The sequence below is a fragment of the Streptomyces sp. NPDC127100 genome (genome assembly GCF_042724095.1).
Taxonomy (GTDB): domain Bacteria; phylum Actinomycetota; class Actinomycetes; order Streptomycetales; family Streptomycetaceae; genus Streptomyces.
The window spans coordinates 113,705-138,884 of the sequence record NZ_JBHXFL010000015.1; the positions used below are offsets into that span (position 1 = coordinate 113,705).

At 71.1% G+C, this 25,180-nt stretch carries 26 protein-coding genes and 5 tRNA genes; 12 read left to right on the plus strand and 19 right to left on the minus strand.

The genetic code is table 11. The features are described 5' to 3' along the window. Positions 1 to 20 precede the first annotated feature (20 nt). Together ACFWJB_RS17075 and ACFWJB_RS17080 are read right to left on the minus strand one after the other, a co-directional pair. A complete protein-coding gene (locus ACFWJB_RS17075; protein ID WP_386923048.1) occupies positions 21 to 1,031 on the minus strand; it encodes an NAD(P)H-dependent glycerol-3-phosphate dehydrogenase in 1,011 nt (336 codons plus the stop codon). Beyond that, complete coding sequence (locus tag ACFWJB_RS17080) at positions 1,028 to 1,828, minus strand: lysophospholipid acyltransferase family protein (RefSeq protein ID WP_385464670.1); 801 nt, start codon at positions 1,826 to 1,828, stop codon at positions 1,028 to 1,030. Before ACFWJB_RS17080 ends, ACFWJB_RS17075 begins: the two co-directional genes overlap by 4 nt. A 143-nt stretch (positions 1,829 to 1,971) precedes the next feature. Here ACFWJB_RS17080 and cofC point away from each other — a divergent pair, with 143 nt between their 5' ends. Next, positions 1,972 to 2,610, plus strand: a complete 639-nt coding sequence (gene cofC, locus ACFWJB_RS17085; protein WP_386923050.1) for a 2-phospho-L-lactate guanylyltransferase — start codon at positions 1,972 to 1,974, stop codon at positions 2,608 to 2,610. Between the two features lie 9 nt (positions 2,611 to 2,619). After that, positions 2,620 to 2,823 carry a hypothetical protein gene (locus ACFWJB_RS17090; protein WP_225638673.1) on the plus strand — a complete coding sequence of 68 codons (204 nt, stop codon included), beginning with the start codon at positions 2,620 to 2,622 and terminating at the stop codon, positions 2,821 to 2,823. A gap of 91 nt (positions 2,824 to 2,914) precedes the next feature. Here ACFWJB_RS17090 and ACFWJB_RS17095 read toward each other — a convergent pair whose 3' ends face one another. From ACFWJB_RS17095 to leuC, 4 genes are all read right to left on the minus strand, one after another. After that, positions 2,915 to 3,574, minus strand: coding sequence for an HU family DNA-binding protein (locus ACFWJB_RS17095; protein ID WP_385464677.1), 660 nt, complete (start codon positions 3,572 to 3,574; stop codon positions 2,915 to 2,917). A gap of 136 nt (positions 3,575 to 3,710) precedes the next feature. Further along, positions 3,711 to 3,941 carry a hypothetical protein gene (locus ACFWJB_RS17100; RefSeq protein ID WP_385464681.1) on the minus strand — a complete coding sequence of 77 codons (231 nt, stop codon included), beginning with the start codon at positions 3,939 to 3,941 and terminating at the stop codon, positions 3,711 to 3,713. Positions 3,942 to 4,215: 274 nt separating this feature from the next. Next, the gene (leuD, locus tag ACFWJB_RS17105; protein ID WP_385464684.1) at positions 4,216 to 4,809 is read right to left on the minus strand and encodes a 3-isopropylmalate dehydratase small subunit; all 594 of its coding nucleotides are present in this window, start codon (positions 4,807 to 4,809) and stop codon (positions 4,216 to 4,218) included. 5 nt (positions 4,810 to 4,814) lie between these two features. Next, positions 4,815 to 6,245, minus strand: coding sequence for a 3-isopropylmalate dehydratase large subunit (leuC, locus tag ACFWJB_RS17110; protein WP_385464687.1), 1,431 nt, complete (start codon positions 6,243 to 6,245; stop codon positions 4,815 to 4,817). A 197-nt stretch (positions 6,246 to 6,442) separates the two neighbouring features. Between leuC and ndgR the strand changes: the two genes are divergently transcribed. Then, entirely contained in the window at positions 6,443 to 7,159 is a 717-nt protein-coding gene (gene ndgR / locus ACFWJB_RS17115; protein WP_010984119.1) for an IclR family transcriptional regulator NdgR, read from the plus strand. Between the two features lie 82 nt (positions 7,160 to 7,241). Here the strand turns inward: ndgR and ACFWJB_RS17120 are convergent, their stop codons facing one another. Further along, entirely contained in the window at positions 7,242 to 7,781 is a 540-nt protein-coding gene (locus ACFWJB_RS17120) for a DUF4188 domain-containing protein (protein WP_386923054.1), read from the minus strand. Positions 7,782 to 7,862: 81 nt separating this feature from the next. On the opposite strand from ACFWJB_RS17120, the gene ACFWJB_RS17125 reads away from it, so the two are divergent. Then, entirely contained in the window at positions 7,863 to 8,507 is a 645-nt protein-coding gene (locus ACFWJB_RS17125) for a MerR family transcriptional regulator (protein WP_386923056.1), read from the plus strand. A gap of 46 nt (positions 8,508 to 8,553) precedes the next feature. Here the strand turns inward: ACFWJB_RS17125 and ACFWJB_RS17130 are convergent. The 10 genes from ACFWJB_RS17130 to ACFWJB_RS17175 all read right to left on the minus strand — a co-directional run bounded on the left by ACFWJB_RS17130 (position 8,554) and on the right by ACFWJB_RS17175 (position 13,382). Continuing rightward, a tRNA-Glu gene (locus tag ACFWJB_RS17130) sits at positions 8,554 to 8,626 on the minus strand. Positions 8,627 to 8,670: 44 nt separating this feature from the next. Continuing rightward, positions 8,671 to 8,742, minus strand: a tRNA-Gln gene (locus ACFWJB_RS17135). Positions 8,743 to 8,763: 21 nt separating this feature from the next. After that, a tRNA-Glu gene (locus tag ACFWJB_RS17140) sits at positions 8,764 to 8,836 on the minus strand. A 62-nt stretch (positions 8,837 to 8,898) separates the two neighbouring features. Continuing rightward, positions 8,899 to 8,971 (minus strand) — tRNA-Glu (locus ACFWJB_RS17145). A gap of 39 nt (positions 8,972 to 9,010) precedes the next feature. Next, a tRNA-Gln gene (locus ACFWJB_RS17150) sits at positions 9,011 to 9,082 on the minus strand. A gap of 92 nt (positions 9,083 to 9,174) precedes the next feature. Then, positions 9,175 to 9,909 carry an HAD family hydrolase gene (locus tag ACFWJB_RS17155; RefSeq protein ID WP_386923058.1) on the minus strand — a complete coding sequence of 245 codons (735 nt, stop codon included), beginning with the start codon at positions 9,907 to 9,909 and terminating at the stop codon, positions 9,175 to 9,177. Positions 9,910 to 9,966: 57 nt separating this feature from the next. Next, on the minus strand, positions 9,967 to 10,641 hold the full coding sequence (locus ACFWJB_RS17160; RefSeq protein WP_385464700.1) for a DUF4241 domain-containing protein: 675 nt from the start codon (positions 10,639 to 10,641) through the stop codon (positions 9,967 to 9,969). A 124-nt stretch (positions 10,642 to 10,765) separates the two neighbouring features. Continuing rightward, positions 10,766 to 12,250, minus strand: coding sequence for a glutamate--tRNA ligase (gene gltX, locus ACFWJB_RS17165; RefSeq protein WP_385458359.1), 1,485 nt, complete (start codon positions 12,248 to 12,250; stop codon positions 10,766 to 10,768). Further along, on the minus strand, positions 12,243 to 13,019 hold the full coding sequence (locus ACFWJB_RS17170) for a fumarylacetoacetate hydrolase family protein (RefSeq protein ID WP_385458358.1): 777 nt from the start codon (positions 13,017 to 13,019) through the stop codon (positions 12,243 to 12,245). The genes gltX and ACFWJB_RS17170 overlap by 8 nt, the downstream gene beginning before the upstream one ends. A 174-nt stretch (positions 13,020 to 13,193) precedes the next feature. After that, complete coding sequence (locus ACFWJB_RS17175) at positions 13,194 to 13,382, minus strand: hypothetical protein (protein ID WP_385458424.1); 189 nt, start codon at positions 13,380 to 13,382, stop codon at positions 13,194 to 13,196. Between the two features lie 602 nt (positions 13,383 to 13,984). Here ACFWJB_RS17175 and ACFWJB_RS17180 point away from each other — a divergent pair. The 8 genes from ACFWJB_RS17180 to ACFWJB_RS17215 all read left to right on the plus strand — a co-directional run bounded on the left by ACFWJB_RS17180 (position 13,985) and on the right by ACFWJB_RS17215 (position 24,671). Further along, entirely contained in the window at positions 13,985 to 17,842 is a 3,858-nt protein-coding gene (locus tag ACFWJB_RS17180; RefSeq protein ID WP_386923061.1) for a nitrate- and nitrite sensing domain-containing protein, read from the plus strand. 9 nt (positions 17,843 to 17,851) lie between these two features. Further along, entirely contained in the window at positions 17,852 to 18,265 is a 414-nt protein-coding gene (locus ACFWJB_RS17185) for a roadblock/LC7 domain-containing protein (protein ID WP_003993189.1), read from the plus strand. A gap of 111 nt (positions 18,266 to 18,376) precedes the next feature. Next, the gene (locus ACFWJB_RS17190; protein WP_003997626.1) at positions 18,377 to 18,775 is read left to right on the plus strand and encodes a DUF742 domain-containing protein; all 399 of its coding nucleotides are present in this window, start codon (positions 18,377 to 18,379) and stop codon (positions 18,773 to 18,775) included. Further along, positions 18,756 to 19,331 (plus strand): ATP/GTP-binding protein, encoded by a 576-nt coding sequence (locus ACFWJB_RS17195; protein WP_161164401.1) that lies wholly within the window; start codon positions 18,756 to 18,758, stop codon positions 19,329 to 19,331. Before ACFWJB_RS17190 ends, ACFWJB_RS17195 begins: the two co-directional genes overlap by 20 nt. A 404-nt stretch (positions 19,332 to 19,735) precedes the next feature. Beyond that, positions 19,736 to 23,017, plus strand: a complete 3,282-nt coding sequence (locus ACFWJB_RS17200; RefSeq protein ID WP_386923064.1) for a nitrate- and nitrite sensing domain-containing protein — start codon at positions 19,736 to 19,738, stop codon at positions 23,015 to 23,017. 10 nt (positions 23,018 to 23,027) lie between these two features. Next, entirely contained in the window at positions 23,028 to 23,441 is a 414-nt protein-coding gene (locus ACFWJB_RS17205; RefSeq protein WP_004983065.1) for a roadblock/LC7 domain-containing protein, read from the plus strand. Between the two features lie 95 nt (positions 23,442 to 23,536). Continuing rightward, positions 23,537 to 24,109, plus strand: coding sequence for a DUF742 domain-containing protein (locus ACFWJB_RS17210; protein ID WP_385458356.1), 573 nt, complete (start codon positions 23,537 to 23,539; stop codon positions 24,107 to 24,109). Further along, entirely contained in the window at positions 24,090 to 24,671 is a 582-nt protein-coding gene (locus tag ACFWJB_RS17215; protein ID WP_043432136.1) for an ATP/GTP-binding protein, read from the plus strand. The genes ACFWJB_RS17210 and ACFWJB_RS17215 overlap by 20 nt, the downstream gene beginning before the upstream one ends. A 150-nt stretch (positions 24,672 to 24,821) precedes the next feature. Here ACFWJB_RS17215 and ACFWJB_RS17220 read toward each other — a convergent pair whose 3' ends face one another. Next, complete coding sequence (locus ACFWJB_RS17220) at positions 24,822 to 25,019, minus strand: acyl-CoA carboxylase epsilon subunit (protein WP_386923067.1); 198 nt, start codon at positions 25,017 to 25,019, stop codon at positions 24,822 to 24,824. A gap of 17 nt (positions 25,020 to 25,036) precedes the next feature. Further along, a partial coding sequence (locus ACFWJB_RS17225; protein WP_360352095.1) for a carboxyl transferase domain-containing protein occupies positions 25,037 to 25,180 on the minus strand: 144 nt, incomplete at its 5' end.

The window sequence follows — 25,180 nt, forward strand, 5'->3', positions numbered from 1 at the left end:
GGGTGCCGGTCCGGCGTCGCTCAGCGTCGTTCGGGCTTCGCGCTGCGCGACATCAGCTCCTTGACCGCGACCACCGGGGACTTGCCCTCGTGCACGATGGCGACGACCGTCTCGGTGATCGGCATGTCGACGCCGTGCCGGCGGGCCAGATCCAGCACCGACTCGCAGGACTTGACGCCCTCGGCGGTCTGCCTGGTGACGGCGACGGTCTCCTCCAGGGTCATGCCCCTGCCGAGGTTGGTGCCGAAGGTGTGGTTGCGGGACAGCGGCGAGGAGCACGTCGCCACCAGGTCGCCGAGCCCGGCGAGTCCGGAGAAGGTCAGCGGGTCGGCGCCGAGGGCGACCCCGAGCCGCGTGGTCTCGGCGAGGCCGCGCGTGATGAGCGACCCCTTGGCGTTGTCGCCGAGGCCCATGCCGTCCGCGATGCCGACGGCCAGCCCGATCACGTTCTTCACGGCGCCGCCGAGCTCGCAGCCGACGACGTCGGTGTTGGTGTACGGGCGGAAGTACGGGGTGTGGCAGGCGGTCTGGAGCCGCTGGGCGACGGCCTCGTCCGGGCAGGCGACCACGGCGGCGGCCGGCATGCGGGCGGCGATCTCCCGGGCCAGGTTGGGGCCGGTGACCACGGCGATGCGCTCGGCGCCGACCTTGGCGACGTCCTCGATGACCTCGCTCATCCGCATCGCGGAGCCGAGTTCGACGCCCTTCATCAGCGACACCAGGACGGTGCCGGGCGCCAGCAGGGGCGACCAGTCGGCGAGGTTGGCGCGCAGGGTCTGGGACGGGACCGCGAGGACGGTGAAGTCGGCGTCGTGCGCGGCCTCGGCGGCGTCGGTGGTGGCCCGCAGGTTCTCGGGAAGCTCGACACCGGGCAGGTAGTCCGGGTTGGTCCGGGTGGAGTTGACGGCGTCGGCGAGTGCGGCGCGGCGCCCCCACAGGGTCACGTCGCATCCGGCGTCGGCGAGGACCGTGCCGAAGGCGGTGCCCCACGATCCGGTGCCGAAGACGGCCGCCTTGACGGGCTTGCTCACGTTCCCTGCCCTTCTGCCTGCTTCCCCTGCGGCGTCCGCGTCGGTTCCTGCGGTGCCTGCGTCTGTGCCTGCGTCCGGCGCCGCTGCTCGATCCGCTCGCGGCGCGGGTCGTAGGGCGTCTCGGGCGCCTTCTCGCCGCGGATCTCCTCGAGCTGGCGGGTGACGGCGGCCATGATGACCTCCGTGGCCTCCTTCAGCAGCTCCGCGGTCATCTCCTTGTCGTAGAAGCGCGACAGGTCGACCGGAGGGCCCGCCAGCACGCGGTGGGTCTTGCGCGGCAGCAGGTGGGGCTTCTTCGCGTACGGAGGCAGGAGTTCGTTGCAGCCCCACTGCGCGACGGGGATCACCGGGCACTTGGTCTGCAGGGCGACGCGCGCGGCACCGGTCTTGGCGGTCATCGGCCAGCCGTCGGGGTCACGGGTGAGGGTGCCCTCGGGGTAGAAGGCGACGCACTCGCCGCGCTCCACGGCGTCGATCGCGGCCCGGAAGGCGCTGAGCGCGTCCGTGCTCTCGCGGTAGACGGGGATCTGCCCGGTGCCGCGCATCGCGGCGCCGACGAACCCCTTCCTGAAGAGGCCGCTCTTGGCGAGGAATCGCGGCACGCGACCGGTGTTGTACTGGTAGTGCGCGTACGCGAAGGGGTCGACGTGCGAATTGTGGTTCACGGCGGTGATAAATCCACCGTCGGCCGGCATGTTCTCCATTCCCCGCCAGTCCCGCTTGATCAGAACCACCAGCGGCGGTTTGCAGATCACCGCGGCGAAGCGGTACCAGAAGCCGATTCTGCGGCGGGGCACGCTGACACCTTTCCTCCAGGGCCTGGGGCCGCACAAGTGTCGCTCCGGGCCGCCCGTCTGTCGAGAACACCGTACGCCCCGGCGAGTGAACCGCCAGATCCCCCGGGTGACAATGGCGGCGACGAGAGAAGGACGGAACGCCCGTGCAGTGGACCTTGGTCGTGCCCGTGAAGACCCTCGCCCGGGCCAAGAGCAGACTGGCCGACACCGCGGACGACGGAGTGCGGCCGGACCTCGCGCTGGCGTTCGCGCAGGACACCGTGGCGGCCGCGCTGGCCTGCCCGGCGGTCGCGGATGTGGCAGTCGTCACGGACGACGTCCGGGCGGGCCGCGAGCTGGCGGGGCTGGGCGCACGGGTCGTTCCGGACGAGCCGGGCGGCGGTCTGAACGCCGCCCTGGCGCACGGAGCGGCGGTCGTACGGGCGGCACGTCCCGAAAGTCCGGTGGCCGCGCTGAATGCCGATCTTCCCGCTTTGCGAACGGAGGAATTGGCGCGGGTACTGGGTGCGGCCGCGCAATTCCGGCGGGCCTTTCTGCCGGATGCGGCGGGAATCGGCACGACCCTGCTGACCGCCGCACCTGGCCGCGAATTGGCCCCCGCTTTCGGCCCGGATTCCCGGGCCCGCCACCACGCGTCCGGGGCGGTGGAACTGCGTCTCGACGCGGTGGATTCCGTACGGCAGGACGTCGACACGGGCGGCGACCTGCGGGCCGCGCTGTCCCTGGGCGTGGGACCGCGTACGGCCGCGGTTGCGGCGCGGTTGCTGATCGCCGGGCAGTAGGCTGCGGTCATGCAGGCGACCGCATACACGTACGACCCCGACAGCCGCAGCGGGCAGGTACTGCTCGACGACGGCACCCCTGTGCCCTTCGACGCCGCGGCGTTCGACGCGGGGGGCCTGAGGCTGCTGCGGCCCGGGCAGCGGGTGCGTGTCGAGACCGAGGGGACGGGCGCGGACCGCCGGATCACGCTGGTGACGCTCCACACCTTCTGATCCCCGGAGACCGAGCGGTCCCCGGACAGGCCGCGGGCCGGGCTCCCGAGGGAGTCCGGCCCGGCGCGTGTGCCCCTGTGCCCGTCGCCCGCTACTTCTTGCGGGCGGTGGTCTTCTTGGCGGTGGTCTTGCGGGCGGTCGACTTCTTGGCAGGGGCCTTCGTGGCCGTCGCCTTCTTCGCGGGCGCCTTCTTGGCGGTCGTCTTCTTCGCCGCGGCCGTGGTGGTCTTGGCGGCGGACTTCTTGGCCGGGGCCTTCTTCGCCGCCGTCGTCTTCGCCGCGCCCGTGGTCTTCTTGGCGGTCGTCTTCTTCGCCGCCGCGGTGGTCTTCTTCGCCGCGCCCGTGGCCTTCTTCGCCGCACCAGTCGCCTTCTTGGCGGCGGCCTTCTTGCCCGCGGCCTTGGAGATGGTGGGCGGCGGGCCGGACAGGCTGCCCTTGGGGGCCTTCTTGACCGCGATGTCGTTCTTCGGGAGCTTCTTCGAGCCGCTCACCAGGTCCTTGAAGCCCTGGCCCGCGCGGAAGCGCGGCACGGAGGTCTTCTTGACCCGAACCCTCTCGCCCGTCTGGGGGTTACGGGCGTAGCGGGCCGGACGGTCGACCTTCTCGAAGGAACCGAAGCCGGTGACCGAGACCCGGTCCCCCGCGACCACCGCACGGACGAGGGCGTCCAGGACCGCGTCGACAGCGTCGGCGGCCTGCTGCCTGCCGCCCAGCTTGTCGGCAATCGCTTCTACGAGCTGCGCCTTGTTCACGTCTTCCCCTTCGGAGACATCGCCAGAACGAATCCGTTCAAGCCTTTTCGCACGTTAGGCAGATATATACCGCAAATCAAACACGAAACGGGCTAATCACCCTTGTGCCGCAACGGACTCGGCGACCCCGGCCTGTTCAGCGTTCCTCTTCGGGGATCCGACCCTCGTCGAGGTCCGCGATGAACCGGTCCAGACGCCTTGCCGCACCGGCGAGATCGTGTTTGGCCGCGGCCGTAATGACCAGCAGCTTCCGGGTCAGCGCCATCCGTACGCCCTCCGGGACTTGCAGTGCGCGCACTCTTGTGTGCGCTTCTTTCAGCCGGACCGCGACCGCCGCATAGAGCTCGAGTTGGCCGTCGTGTTCCATGCACAGATTGTGCCATCTGGGGCGAGTTGTCGCCTGCGCAGGGGGCAACTGCCGCCCCAAACAGCCTTACGAGTACCGGCGGAGTACGTGGTTCCACTCATCATGTACCCCACCAATCACAGCCGTAACGTGGGACGTTGAGCGTCCGGCCGACGGCTCGGAGCCCTGACCGGGCCCGGACACGGCCGTACCCCCGATCGGGCCGATCGGGGGTACGGAGGGGGGCGTTGAGTGGCCGAAACTCGACCTTGCGGGCGGCCGGGCCGGCCGCGGATCAGACCTGGAGGGTCTGCGGCTTGAACGACGGGCGCTCGGCCTCGTAGGCGGCGATGTCCGCCTCGTTCCGGAGGGTGATCGAGATGTCGTCCAGCCCGTTCAGCAGCCGCCAGCGCGAGTTCTCGTCCAGCTCGAAGGAGGCGGTGATGCCCTCGGCGCGCACCTCGCGGGCCTCGAGGTCGACGGTGATCTCCGCCTCGGGGTCCTTCTCCGTGAGCGCCCACAGCGCGTCCACGATCTTCTGGTCGATGACCACCGTGAGCAGGCCGTTCTTCAGCGAGTTGCCGCGGAAGATGTCGGCGAAGCGGGAGGAGATCACGGTCTTGAAGCCGTAGTTCTGCAGCGCCCACACCGCGTGCTCGCGCGAGGAGCCGGTACCGAAGTCGGGGCCGGCGACCAGGACGGTCGCACCCTGGCGCTCGGGCTGGTTGAGGACGAACGACGGGTCCTTGCGCCAGGCCTCGAAGAGTCCGTCCTCGAACCCGTCCCGCGTCACCTTCTTGAGCCAGTGGGCGGGGATGATCTGGTCGGTGTCGACGTTGCCGCGGCGCAGCGGGACGGCCCGGCCGGTGTGCGTGGTGAATGCTTCCATGACTCTCAGACTCCAGCGGGCGTGGGGGCGTCGGCGGCGGACAGGTCGGCCGGGGAGGCCAGGTGGCCCAGTACGGCCGTCGCGGCGGCGACCTGCGGCGACACCAGGTGGGTGCGGCCGCCCTTGCCCTGCCGTCCCTCGAAGTTGCGGTTGGACGTGGACGCGGAGCGCTCGCCCGGGGCCAGCTGGTCCGGGTTCATGCCGAGGCACATCGAGCAGCCCGCGTGCCGCCACTCGGCGCCGGCCTCCTTGAAGACGACGTCCAGGCCCTCGGAAACGGCCTGCAGACCCACGCGAGCGGAGCCGGGGACGACCAGCATCCGTACGCCGTCGGCGACTTTGCGGTCCCGGACGATCTCGGCGGCGGCGCGCAGGTCCTCGATGCGGCCGTTGGTGCACGAACCTACGAAGACGGTGTCCACCTCGATGGAGCGCAGCGGCTGCCCGGCCTCCAACCCCATGTACTCCAGGGCCTTTTCGGCGGCGAGGCGCTCCGAGGCGTCCTCGTACGAAGCCGGGTCGGGAACGGCGGCGGAAAGCGGAGCGCCCTGGCCCGGGTTGGTGCCCCAGGTGACGAACGGCGACAGCTCGGCGGCCTCGACGACCACCTCGGCGTCGAACTCGGCGTCGTCGTCCGTGCGCAGCGTCCGCCAGTACTCGACCGCCGCGTCCCAGTCCGCTCCCTCGGGGGCGTGCGGACGGCCCTGGAGGTAGGCGAAGGTGGTCTCGTCGGGGGCGATCATGCCCGCGCGGGCGCCGGCCTCGATCGACATGTTGCAGATGGTCATGCGGGCCTCCATCGAGAGCTTCTCGATGGCCTCGCCGCGGTACTCCAGGATGTAGCCCTGGCCGCCGCCGGTGCCGATCCTCGCGATGATCGCGAGGATCAGGTCCTTGGCCGTGACTCCGTCGGGCAGCTCACCGTTGACGGTGATCGCCATGGTCTTCGGGCGGGCCATCGGCAGCGTCTGGGTGGCCAGCACGTGCTCGACCTGGGAGGTGCCGATACCGAACGCGAGGGCGCCGAAGGCACCGTGCGTGGACGTGTGCGAGTCGCCGCAGACCACGGTGGTGCCGGGCTGGGTCAGACCGAGCTGGGGGCCGACGACGTGCACGACGCCCTGCTCCACGTCGCCCAGCGGGTGCAGCCGGACGCCGAACTCGGCGCAGTTCTTGCGCAGCGTCTCCAGCTGGGCCCGGGAGACCGGGTCCGCGATGGGCTTGTCGATGTCGAGCGTCGGGGTGTTGTGGTCCTCGGTGGCGATGGTCAGGTCGAGCCGGCGCACCGGGCGGCCGCTCTTGCGGAGGCCGTCGAAGGCCTGCGGGCTGGTCACCTCGTGCAGCAGGTGCAGATCGATGAAGAGGAGGTCGGGCTCGCCCTCGGCGCGCCGGACGACGTGGTCGTCCCAGACCTTCTCCGCGAGTGTCCTACCCATCGCTTTCCCTCCGGCCGGCGACAACGCGCCGACCCAACTAGAGATCTTGAGGAGGCAGCGCCCTCACCCCTGATTCCGGGCAACCGCCGCCAGGCCCTTTCGTCACGGGCCGTTTTGTGACTTCGTGCCATCCAGAGTGGCGGGTTCCACGGGAAATTGAACTTGCGTTTCACAGAGTGAGACGGGAGTATCGTTGCATGGACAACAGTAGCGGCGTCGGCGTTCTGGACAAGGCGGCCCTCGTCCTGAGCGCTCTGGAGTCCGGTCCGGCCACCCTCGCGGGGTTGGTCGCGGCGACCGGACTGGCACGACCCACGGCCCACCGCCTGGCCGTGGCGCTGGAACACCACCGTATGGTGGCGCGCGACATGCAGGGCCGTTTCATCCTGGGTCCGCGCCTGGCCGAGCTGGCCGCGGCGGCCGGTGAGGACCGCCTCCTGGCGACGGCGGGCCCGGTGCTCACCCACCTGCGCGACGTCACGGGCGAGAGCGCCCAGCTCTACCGCCGCCAGGGCGACATGCGCATCTGCGTGGCCGCGGCCGAGCGTCTGTCGGGCCTGCGGGACACCGTCCCGGTCGGCTCCACGCTCACCATGAAGGCCGGCTCCTCGGCGCAGATCCTCATGGCCTGGGAGGAGCCCGAGCGGCTGCACCGCGGCCTGCAGGGCGCCCGGTTCACGGCGACCGCCCTGTCCGGCGTCCGCCGCCGGGGCTGGGCCCAGTCCATCGGCGAGCGGGAGCCCGGCGTCGCGTCCGTCTCCGCCCCGGTGCGCGGCCCCTCCAACCGCGTGGTGGCCGCCGTCTCGGTCTCCGGCCCCATCGAGCGCCTGACCCGCCACCCGGGCCGGATGCACGCCCAGGCCGTCATCGACGCCGCCGGCCGCCTCTCCGAGGCCCTGCGCCGCACCGGCTGACCACACCCCCACCGACACCCGACCGGGAACGGGCCCGCCTCAACGCCGCGGCAGGCCCTCCCCCGGTCTCACGCCCCCGGTCTCACGCCTCCCGCGAGGGGGCCTTCCCGGGGGCCGCCTTCTCCCGCGACCGGTACGCGTGCCGGTCCCGCGCGCGCCTGCCCCGCTCCTCGAGCGGCACCTGTCCGTGGGCCGCCGCGAGCCCGAAGGCCGGCATGTCGGCGTAGATCGACTCGTACGACCCCTCGGGTACGACGTACGCCTCGTGCCACAGACCGACGTGCTGCCGCACCCTGCCCGCCCGCTCCTTGCGGTTGATGACCGCCCAGACCCGGTGGTGGAACATGTCGGGCGAGTGCGCGTACCGGTAGAGCTTCTCCTTGGACTCCCAGTACTGGACGACGTAGTACGTCCGCGGCGAGGCCGTGAGCAGGACGTGCCCCAGCACTCCCCGGTCCGGGGCCTTCGCGAGCTCCCGGAGCATGCGGAGCATGGCGAGGAGGACCGGCAGCCAGTGGTGGACCGCCCAGAACCGGTTGATCCTCATGCCGATCAGCAGGACGGTGACCTCTCCCTCGGCTCCGGCGGTGGTGCGACCCGCGATGACGGACTGGCCGGGCATGGCGCCTCCCCGTGTTGGTGAGCGGCACTGTCCAGTGCCGCGTGCTTGGATAGTGCCGGTATCCAGGAAAGGGCGCAAGGGATGCGACTGGCCGATCTGAGCAAGCGCAGCGGGGTCTCCACCGCGACGATCAAGTACTACCTGCGCGAGGGCCTGTTGCCGCCGGGCCGGCAGGTCAACGCGACCACGGCCGAGTACGACGAGCAGCATCTGCGCCGGCTGCGTCTGGTGCGGGCGCTGATCCAGGTGGGCAAGGTGCCGGTGGCGACCGCGCGGGAGGTGCTCGGGCACGTCGACGACGACTCCCTGGGCCGCACGATCCGGCTGGGGGCTGCCCTGTGGGCGCTGCCGCAGGACGCGGAGCCGGACGAGGAGGAACCGGCCGTGGTGGCGGCGCGGGCCGAGGTGGACCGCCTGCTGGAGATGCTGGGCTGGGAGACCGCCCGGGAGCTGGCCCCCCTCTCCCCCGTGCACCGCTCGCTGGTGGTGGCGGTGGCCGCGCTGCGGCGGCTGGACTATCCGTGGGACGCGGAACTGATGGCGCCGTACGGGGAGTTGATGCACGAGGTGGCCCGGCGGGACCTGGACTTCATGGAGAGCCGGGGCTCGGAGGAGGAGAGGGTCGAGCTGGCGGTCGCCGCGGCGGTGCTCTTCCAGCCCGTGCTGCGGGCGCTGCACCGGCTGGCGCAGGAGGAGGAATCGGCGCGGCGGTACGGCATCGAGTGAACGCCGAAGGGGGCTCCCGCCTGAACGGGAGCCCCCTTCGGACTCGTACCCCCGACCGGATTCGAACCGGCGCTACCGCCTTGAGAGGGCGGCGTGCTAGGCCGCTACACAACGGGGGCCTGGACACTGCAAGCGTTGAATACTACACCGCCGCAGGTCCGAGCTGGTCTACCTGGACTCGAACCAAGACTAACTGAACCAGAATCAGTCGTGCTGCCAATTACACCATAGACCAATGATGGTTTAGACCAGTCAGTACCCCCGACCGGATTCGAACCGGCGCTACCGCCTTGAGAGGGCGGCGTGCTAGGCCGCTACACAACGGGGGCCCTAGCGATCCTGCGTCGAGGCCGGCGGGAGCTACCCTGACCGTCCTCGCGAGAAGGATCTGTACCCCCGACCGGATTCGAACCGGCGCTACTGCCTTGAGAGGGCAGCGTGCTAGGCCGCTACACAACGGGGGCTTTGCGGATGATCTCCGCGGCGCAGATGAGCTCTGCGAGCTGGCCTACCTGGACTCGAACCAAGACTAACTGAACCAGAATCAGTCGTGCTGCCAATTACACCATAGGCCACTGGAACGCAAGCCCCTGCGGGGATCTTGTTCTAGCTTTGCGCTTCCGGTTCCTGGCCTTTCGGCCCGCTCCCCGGCGGCGCAGGAAGAACATTACCTGAAGGTGGACGGGGCTCCAAAACGGGTATCGGCGCGGAGGAGCGCGGGGAGTTCGGAGAGGGACGCGATGCGGCGCGGCCCGGCGGGCGGGTCGACGGTCGCGTAGGCGCCGCCGCGGTCGATCCAGACCGACAGCAGCCCGGCGTCGTGGGCGCCGCGTCCGTCGATCTCCGGGTGGTCACCGACGTAAGCGACCTGGTCAGGCGCCAGCGACAGGGTCTCGCAGGCCGCCAGGAAGGCGCCGGGCTCGGGCTTGGAGACGCCCAGCTCGGCGGCGCACAGGATCGCCTCGAAGCGGTCGTGCACGCCGAGGACCCGCAGCTTGCGGTCCTGGACGGTCAGACTGGAGTTGGACAGCACGGCGTGTCGGTGGCTGGCGGAGAGGGCGTCGAGGACTGGCAGGACGTCGGGGAAGAGGGACCAGGCGGCCTCGTAGTGCGTGACGTAGCGCTGGAACCAGTCGTCGGCCTCGGCGTCCGTCAGGTCCGGGCGGCCCAGGAAGACCCGGGTGCGGTCGCGCCGCTGTGTGGCGAAGTCCACCTCGCCGGCGGCGAAGCGGGCCCACTGCTGTTCGGTGATCTCCCGCCAGCGCACGAGGGCCTCCTCGGGCGACCCGTACCCGGCGAGCAGGCCCTCGGCCACCAGGTGGGCGCGCATGCCCTCGCGGTCGGCGGTGGTGTAGTCGAAGAGGGTGTCGTCGACGTCCCAGACCACGGCGCGAATGCTCATGGTCCGACGGTAACGCGCGGGACCGGGCGTGTCGGGCGACCGCGCCGCGCGGGCCGGTCAGACCACGGCGCCGGAGGGGTCCGGGGCCACGAAGAAGTCGGTGACGAAGCAGGTGACCTCGCCGTCGGCGCGGCGGCCCGTCCAGGTGGGATAGGCCCCGTCGCCCCAGCCCGAGGTGAAGGCGGCCAGGGTGTGCCCGGTGCCGGGGGACGTGACGAGATGGGGCCCCTCCGACCACTCGCTGTCCTCGAAGGCGTCCCACAGCGGCCCCTCGTCCTCCTGCGCCTGGGGGAAGCCCCCGTCGGCCGAGGCGTCGTAGAAGCAGCCGGTGCCGGCGTCGACGCCGTAGCCGTAGAACTCGTCGTCGCCGAGGTCGGCCGGGTCCTGGCCGGGGCACAGGGCCAACTCCCAGGTCACGGTGGGTTCGTCGCGGATGACCAGGCGTGCCGCCGCCACCCGGCGGTGGGGGCGGGCGGCCGGGGCCTCGCCGGGGCGGGACAGGGTGGCGACGGCGGCCTCGACGCGGTAGCGGCCGGGGGCGACCGTGGCCGTGAAGGGCTCGATGTCCCCGGTGCCGAGGTACACGAAGGGGTCGCAGGCGACGACCCGGCCGGTGGGCAGGTCCAGCTCGCCGCCGTCGGCCACGTGGATCACGCCGGTGGTCCCGGAGGGGTGGCTGAACGTGCTGCCCGGCGTGAACAGCCAGGTGTAGTCGCGAGGGGACATCGGCATGACGGCGCGCCTTTCTGATCAAGGAACTCGGTGGGCCGAACCGTAGCCGGACCCACCGACACCGGCGCCGACGGCGAAGGGGCGGCACCCGGCCGGGTGCCGCCCCTTCGCACGGGTACGGGTGTTACGCCGCGAGCCTCGCCAGCGCCGCGTCGATGCGGGCCAGCGCCTTCTCCTTGCCCAGGACCTCCAGGGACTCGAAGAGGGGCAGGCCGACCGTGCGGCCGGTGACAGCGACGCGGACGGGGGCCTGGGCCTTGCCGAGCTTGAGGCCGTGGGCCTCGCCGGCGGCCAGGACGGCCTCCTTGAGGGACTCCGGGGACGACCAGTCGGCCGCGTCCAGCTTCTCGCGCGCCGTGCCGAGCAGGGCGTCCGAGCCCTCCTTCATCGCCTTGGTCCAGGACGCCTCGTCGAAGACCGGCTCCGGCAGGAACAGGAAGTCGACGTTGTCCGTGATCTCGGAGAGGACCTTCAGGCGGGTCTGCGCGTGGGGCGCGATCGCCTGCCACTTGGCCTCGTCGAAGTCCTCGGCCGCCCAGGGGGCGACAGGGGCCTTCAGCCAGGGGCGGCAGCGCTCGGTGAAGTCCTTCACCTCGAGCATGCGGATGTGGTCGGCGTTGATCGCCTCGCACTTCTTCAGGTCGAAGCGGGCCGGGTTCGGCTGCACGTCGGAGACGTCGAAGGCGGCGACCATCTCGTCGATCGAGAAGATGTCCTGGTCGGCGGAGAGCGACCAGCCGAGCAGGGAGAGGTAGTTGAGCAGGCCCTCGGGGAGGAAGCCGCGCTCGCGGTAGAGGTTGAGGCTCGACTGCGGGTCGCGCTTGGAGAGCTTCTTGTTGCCCTCGCCCATCACGTACGGCAGGTGGCCGAAGGCCGGGATCTCCTTGGCGACGCCGATCTCGATCAGCGCCTTGTACAGGGCGACCTGGCGGGGTGTCGAGGAGAGCAGGTCCTCGCCGCGCAGGACGTGGGTGATCTCCATCAGGGCGTCGTCGACCGGGTTGACCAGCGTGTAGAGGGGCGCCCCGTTGGCCCGGACGATGCCGTAGTCCGGGACGTTCTCCGGGAGGTACGTGATCTCGCCGCGGACCAGGTCGGTGAAGGTGATGGTCTCGTCGGGCATCCGGAAGCGGACGATCGGCTCGCGGCCCTGGGCCCGGTACTCCTCGACCTGCGCGGCGCTCAGCTCGCGGCAGTGGCCGTCGTAGCCGGAGGGCTTGCCGGCGGCGCGGGCGGCCTCGCGCCGGGTGTCCAGCTCCTCCTGGGAGCAGTAGCAGTGGTAGGCGTGGCCGGCGTCCAGGAGCTGCTGGGCGACGTCCTTGTAGATGTCCATGCGCTGGGACTGGCGGTACGGCGCGTGGGGGCCGCCGACCTCGGGGCCCTCGTCCCAGTCGAAGCCCAGCCAGCGCAGCGAGTCGAGCAGCTGGTTGTACGACTCCTCGGAGTCGCGGGCCGCGTCGGTGTCCTCGATGCGGAAGACCAGCGTGCCCTGGTGGTGCTTGGCGAACGCCCAGTTGAACAGGGCGGTGCGGACCAGGCCCACGTGGGGGTTGCCGGTGGGGGACGGACAGAATCGGACGCGTACGGGGGAGCCGGGTGCGCTAGCCACGCTTGACAACCTTGTTGGTGAGAGTGCCGATGCCTTCGATGGTGACGGCGACTTCGTCGCCGACGTTGAGGGGGCCGACTCCGGCCGGGGTGCCCGTGAGGATCACGTCGCCGGGGAGCAGCGTCATGGCCTCGGAGATGTTGACGATCAGGTCCGCGACGGAGTGGATCATCTCGCTGGTGCGGCCGAGCTGGCGCTGGGCGCCGTTGACCGTGAGCTGGATCGTCAGGTCGTCCGGGTCCAGGTCCGTCTCCACCCAGGGGCCGAGCGGGCAGGAGGAGTCGAAGCCCTTGGCGCGGGCCCACTGCTTCTCGCGGCGCTGCACGTCGCGGGCGGTGATGTCGTTGGCGCAGGTGTAGCCGAGGACGACGTCCTTGACGCGGTCGCGCGGGACCTCGCGGCACATGCGCCCGATGACGACGGCGAGCTCGGCCTCGTGGTGCAGTTCCTCGGAGAAGGAGGGGTACTGGATCGCGTCGCCGGGGCCGATGACCGAGGTGGACGGCTTGAAGAAGGCGAACGGGGCGTCGGGCACCTCGTTGCCGAGTTCGCGGGCGTGCTCCGCGTAGTTGCGGCCGAAGGCCACGACCTTGTTGGGGAGCACCGGCGGCAGCAGCCGCACCTTGCTCAGCGGCACCTTGGTGCCGGAGAGCTCGAAGTCCGCGAAGGGGATGCCCTTGATGATGTCGAGGACGAGCTCGTCCGGCTGGTCGCCCTCGACCGCGCCGAAGGCGACGTTCCCGTCGATGGAGAACCTGGCGATGCGCACGGGTTGTGTGGCCCCTTGACTGAGCTGGCGGGAGTCTGACGCTCCAGGCTAACGCGGCACAGGGGCGGGCGCCCTGCGCATGGCCCGCCGTGGCTCCTCGTGGAGCGGCGTGCGCGGGCGCCCGTGGGCCCGTGGGGGGCCGGGCGGCTGAACGTCGCGCGGCCGGGGGGCGTACTACTCTGCGGCGGCGGCCGCGACGGGGAGGTCCATGAGGACCGTGCGCCGGGGGTTGGCGGTCTGGGTGGGGAGCTCGACGGCGTGCTCCGGCTGTTCCGGCGTCCGCAGTTCGTCGGCGCCACCGAGGTGTGCCAGCGTCGTGCGTCGCGGGTTGGCGATCTTGTGGAACATCATCGTCGTCTTCACGGTTGTCGAGACCCTGTCGTGTGCGGGCGCCTGGAGGGGGCAAGTGACCCCTGCGGGGGCGCGGGTTGTCGGTTTTGCCTTCTCTGTAAAGCGTCAGGCTAAACATGCAATTCCCCGCCGATCCGGGGAGAGGCGGGGAACGGCGTGTGAGTTTGCTCACTTATCAAGGGTCAAACCGGTCAATTCCGACCGACGTCGCACTGCGACGAAACCGACATTGCCCCCCTGAAGGCACTATTCCGCTCCTGATCATGGCGACTGGGACACCGCCCGTCCGTCGACGGTTCACCCGCATACGCCCGTTTTGCGGGTGATCGTTTTCTACCGCCCGTGAGCCGCCCCTCACGTGCTGTCACGTATGTCGCGGCCTGCCCCGCGGGCCTTGTTGGAGATCCTGCACTGTGCTGGAATTCCACGGACCGCCGCAGGATCGAGCCGGCGCGCAGGGGGCGCACCACAGCGCCGAGCGGCGGCACGTAAGGGGGAACCAGCGCCGGTCACTCACGACCGCCACGGGGACGTATTCAGGGCGCCCCCATGACGCCGACACCGTGCCCAGCCGTTCACGCGGCCGGGTGCCTGGTCCAGAGGTTGCGACGCTAGTGCAGGGACGTTTCAAGAGGGATGGCAGCGCTTCGGCGGAGCCGGAGCCGCACGGCGGGAATGGCCCCAGGGCCGTCAGCTCCTCGCCCCAGCACGCCCAGAACCCGGGTCAGGCCCAGTCCGGCGACAGCGGCGACCGTTCCGGGCGCCCCGGTCAGGGAGCGGACTCGTCGGCTCCCGGCCAGAAGACGCCCGCCAAGCCGGCCACGGGCTCGACCGGCCCGGGCCCGCGCATAGCCCTGCGCAACTGGCGGATCTCCACCCGTCTCGTGTCGCTGCTCGCCCTCCCGGTGGTCGCGGCCACCTCGCTGGGCGCGCTGCGCATCAACGAGTCGATGGACAACATCCAGCAGCTCGACAACATGAAGCTGCTGACGGAGATGACCAAGCAGGCCACCGAGCTGGCCGCCGCGCTCCAGGAGGAGCGCGACCAGTCCGCCGGCCCCCTGGCGCACGGCTCGACGTCCAGCGCGATCGCCGTCAAGGGCGACCGGGAGAAGACCGACCGGGCGCTGAAGAACTTCCTCGACCAGTCCGAGGAGATCGACGCCGCCAGCAAGGACGGCAATCTCGTCGGTGTCCGCGACAGCCTCGTCGGCCTCGCGAGCGATCTGAACGACCTGAACAAGATCCGCAGCACCGCCTACACGGCCAAGAAGAACTCGACCCAGACCGTCGAGGCCTACCACCGCCTGATCACCAACCTGCTCGACCTCTCGCAGGACATGGCGGAGGCCACCAGCAACCCCGAGATGATCCAGCGCACGCGTGCCCTGGCGGCCTTCTCCTCGGCCAAGGAGTACGCGTCCATCCAGCGCGCGGTCCTCGCGGCGGCGCTCCCGGCGAGCAACACCACCAAGGGCGAGCTCTCCGAGAACGACCGGCTCTACGCCCAGTCCGCGCTGCAGAGCCAGACGTCCGAGATCCGCAGCTTCACCAGCATCTACGGCGACGGCGCCGAGGACCTCCTCAAGCCGATCTCCCAGGGCAACCCGGTCATCGAGTCCTCCGACCAGTACGCCGGCCGTGCCCTCGGCCGGGTCAACGGCCTGGCCGACCTCGACGAGCGCTCGTACCAGGACTGGCTGGACGACAGCTCCACCAAGATCCAGCAGATGAAGAACATCGAGCTCCGCCTGCTGGAGGACATGGAGCAGAAGGCCCGCGAGCTGCGCAGCGAGTCGGAGCAGGAGGCGATCGTCTCCGGTGTGCTGATCCTGCTCGTGCTCGGCGTCTCGCTGGTCGGCGCGTTCGTCGTGGCCCGGTCCATGATCCGCTCGCTGCGCCGCCTGGAGGAGACCGCGACCAAGGTCGCCCAGGACCGTCTGCCCGAGCTGGTCAAGCAGCTCTCCGAGACCGACCCGCAGGACGTCGACACCTCGGTGGAGTCCGTCGGTGTGCACTCCCGGGACGAAATCGGCCGGGTGGCCGCGGCCTTCGACGACGTGCACCGCGAGGCGGTCCGCCTGGCCGCCGAGCAGGCCCTGCTGCGGGGCAACGTCAACGCGATGTTCACCAACCTCTCGCGCCGCTCCCAGGGCCTCATCCAGCGTCAGCTCTCGCTGATCTCCGAACTGGAGTCGCGCGAGGCCGACCCGGACCAGCTCTCCTCGCTGTTCAAGCTCGACCACCTCGCCACCCGCATGCGCCGTAACGGTGAGAACCTCCTCGTCCTCGCCGGTGAGGAGCCCGGCCGCCGGTGGACCCGCCCGGTCCCGCTGGTCGACGTGCTCCGCGCCGCCGCCTCCGAGGTGGAGCAGTACGAGCGCATCGAGCTGGCCGCCGTGCCGACCACCGAGGTCGCCGGCCGCGTGGTCAACGACCTCGTGCACCTCCTCGCCGAGCTGCTCGAGAACGCGACGTCCTTCTCCTCGCCGCAGACCAAGGTCAAGGTCACCGGTCACGCGCTGCCCGACGGCCGCGTGCTGATCGAGATCCACGACACCGGCATCGGCCTCTCCCCCGAGGACCTCGCCGCGATCAACGAGCGGCTCGCCTCGCCGCCGACCGTGGACGTCTCGGTCTCCCGGCGCATGGGTCTGTTCGTGGTCGGCCGCCTGTCGCAGCGCCACGGCATCCGCATCCAGCTCCGTCCGTCCGACTCCGGCGGCACGACCGCGCTGGTCATGCTGCCCGTCGACGTCGCCCAGGGCGGCCGCAAGCCGCAGCCCAAGCCGGGTCAGCCCGCGGGCGGCGGCGGTCCGGCCGCGGCCCAGGCCGCGGCGGGTGTCGCGGCGGCCCGGCGCGGTGGCCAGAACGGCGGCGCGCTCGGCGGTGGCGGCGCCTTCGCAGGCGGTGCCTTCGGTGGCGGCGGTGGCGGTGGCGCCCTCGGCGCCGGTCCCCAGGGCGGTGGCCGGCTCGGTGCCGGTCAGGGCCCGCGGGCCGCGCTGCCCGGGCGGGACGCCGGCGGCCGTCAGGGTGCGCCGGGTGGCGCGCGCGGGCCCCAGTCCCCCGCAGCACCGAACCAGCAGGGCCAGCAGGGCCGTCAGGCTCCGGCCGGCGCGGGTCAGACGCCCGGTGCTCCGCAGGGTCTGCAGGCCGCGGGCATGAACGCCCCGCAGGGCCAGGACGCCTTCGGCGGCCGTGCCCCGGTGCCGCCGCAGCGCGGCAAGCGCAAGAACAAGGGCAGCGGCGACGCCGAGCAGGGCCGTCGTCCGCAGCTCCCGCCGCGCGGTGGTCCGCGGGCCGAGCTGCCCGGCGGAGACCAGCAGCCCCGCGTGCCGAGCTGGAGCGACGAGAACGCGCAGCCGCCCGTACCGCGCGCCTCGCTGGACGCCCCGCGCGGCCACGAGGAGCCGGACTCCTCCCGGACGGACCGGGCGCCGCGCTTCGGCGACCAGCAGGGTCCGGGCGCGACGTCCGAGATGCCGGCGTTCCCCGGGTTCGGCGAGAGCCAGGGCCCCGGCGCCACGGCGGAGTTCGCCCGCCCGGACTTCGACGCCCCGATGCCGCGCCGGGACGACCCGCTGAACACGGGCCAGTTCGCCCAGCCCGCCGCGGACCCGTACGGCCACGGCGGCACGAACGCCCCGCACGACGACCAGTTCTCGCGGCCCGAGCCGGCCGCCCCGCAGCACGACGGCGGGTCGTTCGTCCGCTCGGACGTCTTCGGGGGGCAGCCGGCCCAGCAGGGTCCCGGCGACCCCTCCCGGACCGGCCAGTTCCCGGGCGCCCCGGCGTACGGCGACGGCTCGACCGGGCAGCACCGCCTGCCGGGCCGTCAGGACCCCGCCGTCACCGGCCAGTTCGAGCGCCCTCAGGTGAACGGCGCCTCCGCGGGCAACGACTTCGGCGCCCCGCGCCCGTCGGCCCCGCAGCAGCGCCCCGCCCAGCAGGAGCCCGGCCACGGTGCCCCGGCCCAGCAGCGGCCGGCCGACGGCTGGGCCCTGCCGCCGGCCGCCGGTCCCGGCGACGGACGCACCCCGCTGTACGACACGCTGGAGACCAACTGGTTCCACGGCGACCGCAGGGAGCGGGCGGAGAACAACGCCCCCGCACCCGCGCCCGCCGCGGAACCGCAGGCCCAGCCCCAGACCCCGGCGGCCCCCCAGCGGCCCGCCGACTCCGCCTGGCGCAGCTCGCCGAACGACGACCTCGTCCGGCAGGCCGAACGCGTCCGGCAGCCTGCGGCCGGCGGTGTCACCACCTCCGGTCTGCCGCGCCGCGTACCCCGGGCCAACCTGGTCCCGGGCACGGCTCAGCAGCAGTCGCACCAGAACGGTCCGCAGGTTTCGCGCGCGCCCGACGAGGTGCGCGGCCGGCTGACCAATCTCCGTCGGGGAATCGCACAGGGCCGTCAGGCCGGTACCAACCAGACCGGCAGCTACCCGCGGCCCACTCACCAGCAGGAGCGTTAGTTGAGCCCGATGAGCCAGGCGGCACAGAACCTCAACTGGTTGATCACGAATTTCGTGGACAACACCCCAGGGGTGTCCCACACCGTCGTCGTGTCCGCCGACGGACTCCTTCTGGCGATGTCGGAAGGCTTCCCGCGCGACCGCGCCGATCAGCTCGCGGCGGTCGCCTCGGGGCTGACCTCGCTGACGGCCGGGGCGTCCCGGATCTTCGAGGGCGGCAGCGTCGCCCAGACGGTCGTGGAGATGGAACGCGGGTTCCTCTTCCTCATGTCCGTCTCGGACGGCTCGTCCCTCGCCGTTCTCGCGCACCCGGAGTGCGACATCGGCCTCGTCGGCTACGAGATGGCGCTGCTGGTCGACCGCGCGGGCGCGGTCCTCACCCCGGATCTGCGCGCCGAACTGCAAGGCAGTCTGCTCCACTGATCGGCCCCGGCACCACCCGTCTCACCAAATCACCGTCCGGCCGCCACAATCCCCCCACCGGCCTCGTCAGACGGCACGACTGACCGACCTGCTGTCCCGCCCGGAGGATTCATGACCCCGCCCACCGCCTCTCATGATCCGTACGCGGAGCCGTACGAGGACGAGGGCGACCAGCCGCTGGTACGTCCATACGCGATGACCGGCGGCCGGACGAGGCCGCGCTACCAGCTCGCCATCGAGGCGCTGATCAGCACGACGGCCGACCCGGCAGCGCTCATGGGGCTGCTTCCCGAGCACCAGCGCATCTGCCACCTCTGCCGCGAGGTGAAGTCGGTGGCGGAGGTGTCGGCGCTGCTGTCCATGCCGCTGGGTGTGGCCAGGATCCTGGTCGCGGACCTCGCCGAGGCCGGGCTCGTCGCGATCCACCAGCCGGGCGGCGACGAGAACAACGGCGGTGCGCCGGACGTGACACTGCTCGAAAGGGTGCTCAGTGGACTTCGCAAGCTCTGACGGAGGCCGGGCGACCACCTCCGCGAAGATCGTGGTGGCCGGTGGCTTCGGTGTCGGCAAGACCACGTTCGTGGGCGCCGTCTCCGAGATCAACCCGCTGCGTACGGAGGCCGTGATGACCTCCGCCAGCGCGGGGATCGACGACCTCACGCATGCCGGGGGCAAGACGACCACCACGGTCGCCATGGACTTCGGCCGCATCACGCTCGACCAGGACCTGATCCTGTACCTGTTCGGCACGCCCGGCCAGGACCGCTTCTGGTTCATGTGGGACGACCTGGTACGCGGCGCCATCGGCGCGGTCGTCCTGTGCGACACCCGCCGGCTGGCCGACTGCTTCCCGGCGGTGGACTACTTCGAGAACAGCGGTCTGCCGTTCGTCGTCGCGCTCAACGGGTTCGACGGGCAGCAGCCGTACACCCCGGACGAGGTGCGCGAGGCGCTGCAGATCGGCCCCGACACCCCGATCATCACCACGGACGCGCGGCACCGGGCCGACGCCAAGAGTGCGCTGATCACGCTGGTGGAACACGCGCTGATGGCGCGTCTCCGGTAGGCCCTCGCGGCCGGAAAGATCCAATTCGGCAAGGGACTACGGCAGTTGTCGTAGACGTACCGGAGTCGGCTGTGTCCTTCGACACGGCCGGCTCCGGCGTTCATAACGTTTCGGCAGAGGAATCGGGTGGTACCGACACAGCTCGCGGTCGACCGGTGTCGCTGTGCGCACGGAGGCCCCGTCTTTTGACGGGCCTCGCTCTTTTTGACCGTTTTATCTGGGGCTTACATCACGTGTAACCCGCTCGTTCCACTGTTTGGAAGAGCGCAGGTCGTCGTGCTGGAATGCGAGAACTGCCCAATGGTCAAAGACGTACTCAGCAGTAGCACGTACTCGATGGCGTACTGGGCGCTGATACACAGCGGCACGACGTAGGTGCCGACCGCCGAGAGGTTGTTGGTCGAGTGAGGCGAAGCAAGAGCAGTCCCGAGCCATCGGCCCGGGGCAACTTCACCCCGCCGCCGCGTGCAGCGGCGCCCGCCCCCGTGCCCGCTTCGGAGCCTACGGCCGCGCCCGCCCCGAGCGGCGGCCGTTTCACCCCGCGCAACTGGCGGGTGACCACCCGGCTGAACGCGATCCTGCTCATACCCGTGCTGGTCGGCCTCGTCATGGGCGGCTTCCAGGTGAAGAGCTCGATCGACACCTGGCAGGACGCCGAGGACGCCGAGAACACGGCACGCCTGGTGCGCGCCTCTCTCGGTTACGCCAGTGCCCTCTACAACGAGCGCGACCTCACCGCCGCACCGCTGCTGCAGGGCAAGGACGAGAAGGACGCGACCGTCGCCAAGGCCCGCGGGGCCACGGACGACGCCGCCGACGCCTTCGACGAGGCCGCCCAGAACATGCCGGCCAAGGCCGGTCTGGAACGCCGGCTCAAGGTGTTCCGCGAGCAGGAGCCCAAGCTCCAGACCCTGCGCGCGACCGCCTACACCTCCAAGCTCAAGGGCGTGGAGACGGAAGAGGGCTACACCGGGATCGCCCACCCGCTGATGGAGTTCGCCAACGAGCTCGGTCTGGGCACCGGCAACATCACCTCCTACGGCCGTACCGTCTACGCGATCTCCCTGACCAAGGCGGCGCTCTCGCTGGAGCGCTCCATCGGCATGCACATGCTGGTCAAGCCGGGTCCGGAGCCGAGCCACCTCGCCAGCCAGCGCGTCGCCCTCTCCTCCTACGCCTACCTCGAGCGCATCGCCGTCGAGGAGTACATCGGCGGCGGCACCGAGGCGGACGCGCAGAAGCTCGAGGACGCCGAGGCGAAGCTCAAGGAGGACGGCGCGGCCATGGCCAAGGAGGCCAAGGCCAAGGACCCGGACTACGTGCCGCCGCCGGCCAACCCGACCACCATGATCTCCGAGCTGGCCGGCCTGGACTCCACGGACGCCGATGCCCGCGCCGCCCTGGCCGCGCAGGGCATCACGCCGGAGAACTGGTGGGCGGTCAACACCCTCAAGTTCGACGCCTACGGCAAGATCGAGTCGGACATGGCCGACAAGGCGGTGGCGGAGGCCTCCGCCATCGCCGACGACGCCGAGCAGGACACCTACATCACGAGTGCCGCGGTCGTCCTCGCCCTGCTCGCCGCCTTCGTCCTGGCCGGCATGGTGGCCCGCCAGATGAGCCGCTCCATGCGCCAGCTGCGCAACGCCGCCTTCGGCATCGCCGAGCAGCGGCTGCCGTCGCTGGTCGACCAGCTCTCCCGCACGGACCCCGGCCGGGTCGACACCCGTGTGGCCCCGATCCCGATCAGCTCCACCGACGAGATCGGCGAAGTCGCCCGCGCCTTCGACCAGGTGCACCGCGAGGCGGTCCGGCTCGCCTCCGAGCAGGCCCTGCTGCGGGGCAACATCAACGCGATCTTCACCAACCTGTCGCGCCGCAACCAGTCGCTGATCGAGGGCCAGTTGAGCCTGATCACCGACCTGGAGAACAACGAGGCCGACCCCGACCAGCTGGAGAACCTCTTCCGGCTGGACCACCTCGCCACCCGTATGCGCCGCAACGGCGAGAACCTGCTGGTCCTCGCCGGCGAGGAGCCCGGCCGCCGCTGGGACCAGCCGGTCCCGCTGGTCGACGTGCTGCGCGCGGCCTCCTCCGAGGTGGAGCAGTACGAGCGCATCGAGCTGTCCGGCGTGCCGGAGGCCGAGATCCACGGCCGGGCCGTGACCGACCTCGTGCACCTGCTGGCCGAGCTCCTGGAGAACGCGACCACGTTCTCCTCCCCGCAGACCAAGGTCCGCGTCACCGCGACCCGGCTGCCCGACGGCCGTGTGATGGTCGAGATCCACGACAAGGGCATCGGCCTGACCGCCGAGGACTTCGCCGACATCAACCACAAGCTGGCCAACCCGCCGACCGTGGACGCCGCGATCTCGCAGCGCATGGGCCTGTTCGTGGTCGGCCGGCTGTCCGACCGGCACGGCATCCGCGTCCAGCTCCGCCCCTCGGGCGAGCAGGCGGGCACCACCTCGCTGGTCATGCTCCCGGACGCCATCACGCACGGCGGTGGCGGCGGCGAGCAGCAGATGCAGCGCGACGAGTTCACCGTCTCGCAGATCATCCCGGAGCAGGACTTCCGGGGCGACGGTTTCGGCCAGGTCGGCCAGCCCATGCGGACCGCCGCGGAACTGGGCTTCGACGACAGCCGCTACACCGAGGTCCCCGACGACATCCGCGAGCTCGACCCCGTCGGCCGCTCGCTGATGCGCGAGGAGCGCCGCGCCGCCCTGGAGGCCCAGTCGCAGCCCGAGCTGCCGGGTCCGGCGGACCCCGACGGCCACGGCAACGGCGAGGCGGCCGGGTACCAGGACCCGTTCACCGGGCAGCAGCCGGTCTACGGCCAGGGCCAGGACGGCTACCAGGAACAGCAGAGCGGTTCCTACGGCCGGCCCTCGTCCTACGCCGACCAGCAGCAGGCGTACGCGGATCCGCAGCAGACGTCGTACGAGGAGCAGTACTACGCGCCGAACGGCGGCCTGCCCCAGGGCGACGGCTACGCGCCGAACGGCGGTTACGCCGACCCGTCGTACGCCGAGCCGGGCCGGGGCGGGCACCAGCCGGCCGAATCCGGCGCCCAGGACCCCTACTCGGCCTTCGAGCAGCGGCGCCACCAGGACGACTGGCCCCAGCAGGACGGTTACCACAACGGCTACCAGGCCCAGTACCCTGCGGATACACCCGAGACGGATTCCGCGCAGGCCGCTGACGTGGCCGACGCGGACCGCGTAGGCTTCGACCGTCCGGGACCGGCCCCCTCCGCCGCCCACCAGCTCACCGACGCCGGCCTTCCGCGCCGCGGTTCCCCCGCGGGCGGTCAGGGCGACACGGGGCTCGTGGACCACGAGGCACCGGCACCGGCTCCGGCGGCGGACGGCCCCGACGACTGGCGCTCGGCCAACGACGAGCGCTGGCAGCAGGCCTCCCAGCTGCGCAAGCCGAAGGCGGGCGGGGTGACCTCCTCCGGCCTGCCGCGGCGGGTTCCCAAGGCCAACCTGGTCGAGGGCGCCGCCGAAACCACTCCCCAGGGGGGCCCACAGGTCTCCCGCGCCCCGGAGGACGTCCGGGGCAGGCTGAGCAACCTGCGACGCGGTGTCCAACGAGGCCGCACCGCAGGCAGTGAAACGAACGGCCAGGACACAAGGAATGAACACCGTGGTCCTGACAGCACCTACAACCAGGAGCGTTAGTGTGAGCCCGATGAGCCAGGCGGCACAGAACCTGAACTGGTTGATCACCAACTTCGTGGACAACACCCCGGGGGTGTCCCACACGGTGGTGGTCTCCGCCGACGGACTCCTTCTGGCGATGTCCGAAGGGTTCCCCCGCGACCGCGCCGATCAGCTCGCGGCCGTCGCCTCCGGTCTGACCTCGCTGACCGCCGGTGCCTCGCGCATCTTCGAGGGCGGCAGCGTGAACCAGACGGTTGTGGAGATGGAGCGGGGATTCCTCTTCATCATGTCCATTTCCGATGGTTCCTCGCTCGCGGTTCTCGCACACCCGGAGGCGGACATCGGCCTCATTGGGTACGAGATGGCCCTTCTGGTGGACCGTGCGGGCACTGTCCTGACGCCGGATCTGCGAGCCGAGCTCCAGGGGAGCCTTCTCAACTAAAGGACAGACGGTGCGTTTTGGCGTCCCGTGCCCGTAAAGTTTCGGGACGCGGCTCCACAGCGCTGGATGCCAGGCACAGTCGGAGGAGGAGAAAAGTGGCAACACCCCCAGGCGGTCCGTCTTCGGGCAACTGGTCGTACGGCCCCGCGCAGGGCCAGAACGACGGCTCGGCGAACGGGTACGGCTTCCCCTCCGCCCCGAGCCACCGGCAGCCGTACGCGCCGCAGGGCCCCGGCCCTTCGCCGTACGACCAGCCGCACGCTCCGCGCATCCAGCCCGTGCAGCCGCAGCGCCGCGCCCCCGAGCCGACGCCCGCGGGGGCGTCGAACAACCCCCTGGTGCGTCCGTACGCCATGACGGGCGGCCGCACCAGGCCGCGTTACCAGCTCGCCATCGAGGCGCTGGTGCACACCACCGCGCAGCCGCACCAGATGCAGGGCCAGCTGCCCGAGCATCAGCGGATCTGCAACCTCTGCCGGGAGATCAAGTCGGTGGCCGAGATCTCGGCCCTGCTGACGATCCCTCTCGGCGTGGCCAGGATCCTCGTCGCCGACTTGGCGGAGGCGGGCCTGGTCGCCATCCATCAGCCCGGCGGCGACGAGAACGCCGGCGGCCAGCCAGACGTGACACTGCTCGAAAGGGTGCTCAGTGGACTTCGCAAGCTCTAGCGGAGGGCCTTCCCGCTCCACCACGTCCGCGAAGATCGTGGTGGCGGGCGGTTTCGGCGTGGGCAAGACCACGTTCGTCGGCGCCGTCTCGGAGATCAACCCGCTGCGCACAGAGGCCGTGATGACATCCGCGTCCGCGGGTATCGACGACCTCACCCACACGGGGGACAAGACGACCACCACGGTCGCCATGGACTTCGGCCGTATCACGCTCGACCAGGACCTGATCCTCTACCTGTTCGGCACGCCCGGCCAGGACCGCTTCTGGTTCATGTGGGACGACCTGGTGCGCGGCGCCATCGGCGCGGTCGTGCTGGTCGACACGAGGCGTCTGGCCGACTGCTTCCCGGCGGTCGACTACTTCGAGAACAGCGGCCTGCCGTTCGTCATCGCCCTGAACGGGTTCGACGGGCAGCAGCCGTACAACCCGGACGAGGTCCGGGAGGCGCTGCAGATCGGCCCCGACACCCCGATCATCACGACGGACGCGCGGCACCGGGCCGACGCCAAGAGTGCGCTCATCACTCTCGTGGAGCACGCGCTGATGGCGCGCCTGCGCTAGACGAGCACCCCGCACCCGTCACACCGGGTAGCGCACAGCCCCCTGCGGCCACCGGCTGCCGGGGGCTGTTGTGTGCCCGGGGGCGGTTGCCGGTCCTGCTCCGGGACGCGAAGAGGCCCCCTCCTGGTGGAGGGGGCCTCTTCGGTGCGGTCAGCGCCAGCTGTGGGGGGCGCGGAAGCCGGGCTCGCGCTCCAGGCGGCGCCAGCCCGCGCGGACGCGGCCCCCGCCGTGGGTCGGGGCGATCTCGGCGGGGCGGGCGGCGGCACGGGCCAGCAGGAGGGCCGTGATGGCGGCGACTTCCTCGGGCTCGGCGTGGCCCTTCTCGACGCGGATGTCGGAAATGGACATGGGAGTGGCTCCTCGGGTCACTGCGGCGGGTTGCCGTGCTTGCGGGAGGGCAGGTCGGCGTGCTTGGTGTGGAGCATCGCCAGGGAGCGGATGAGGACCTCGCGGGTCTCGGCGGGGTCGATGACGTCGTCGACGAGGCCGCGTTCGGCCGCGTAGTAGGG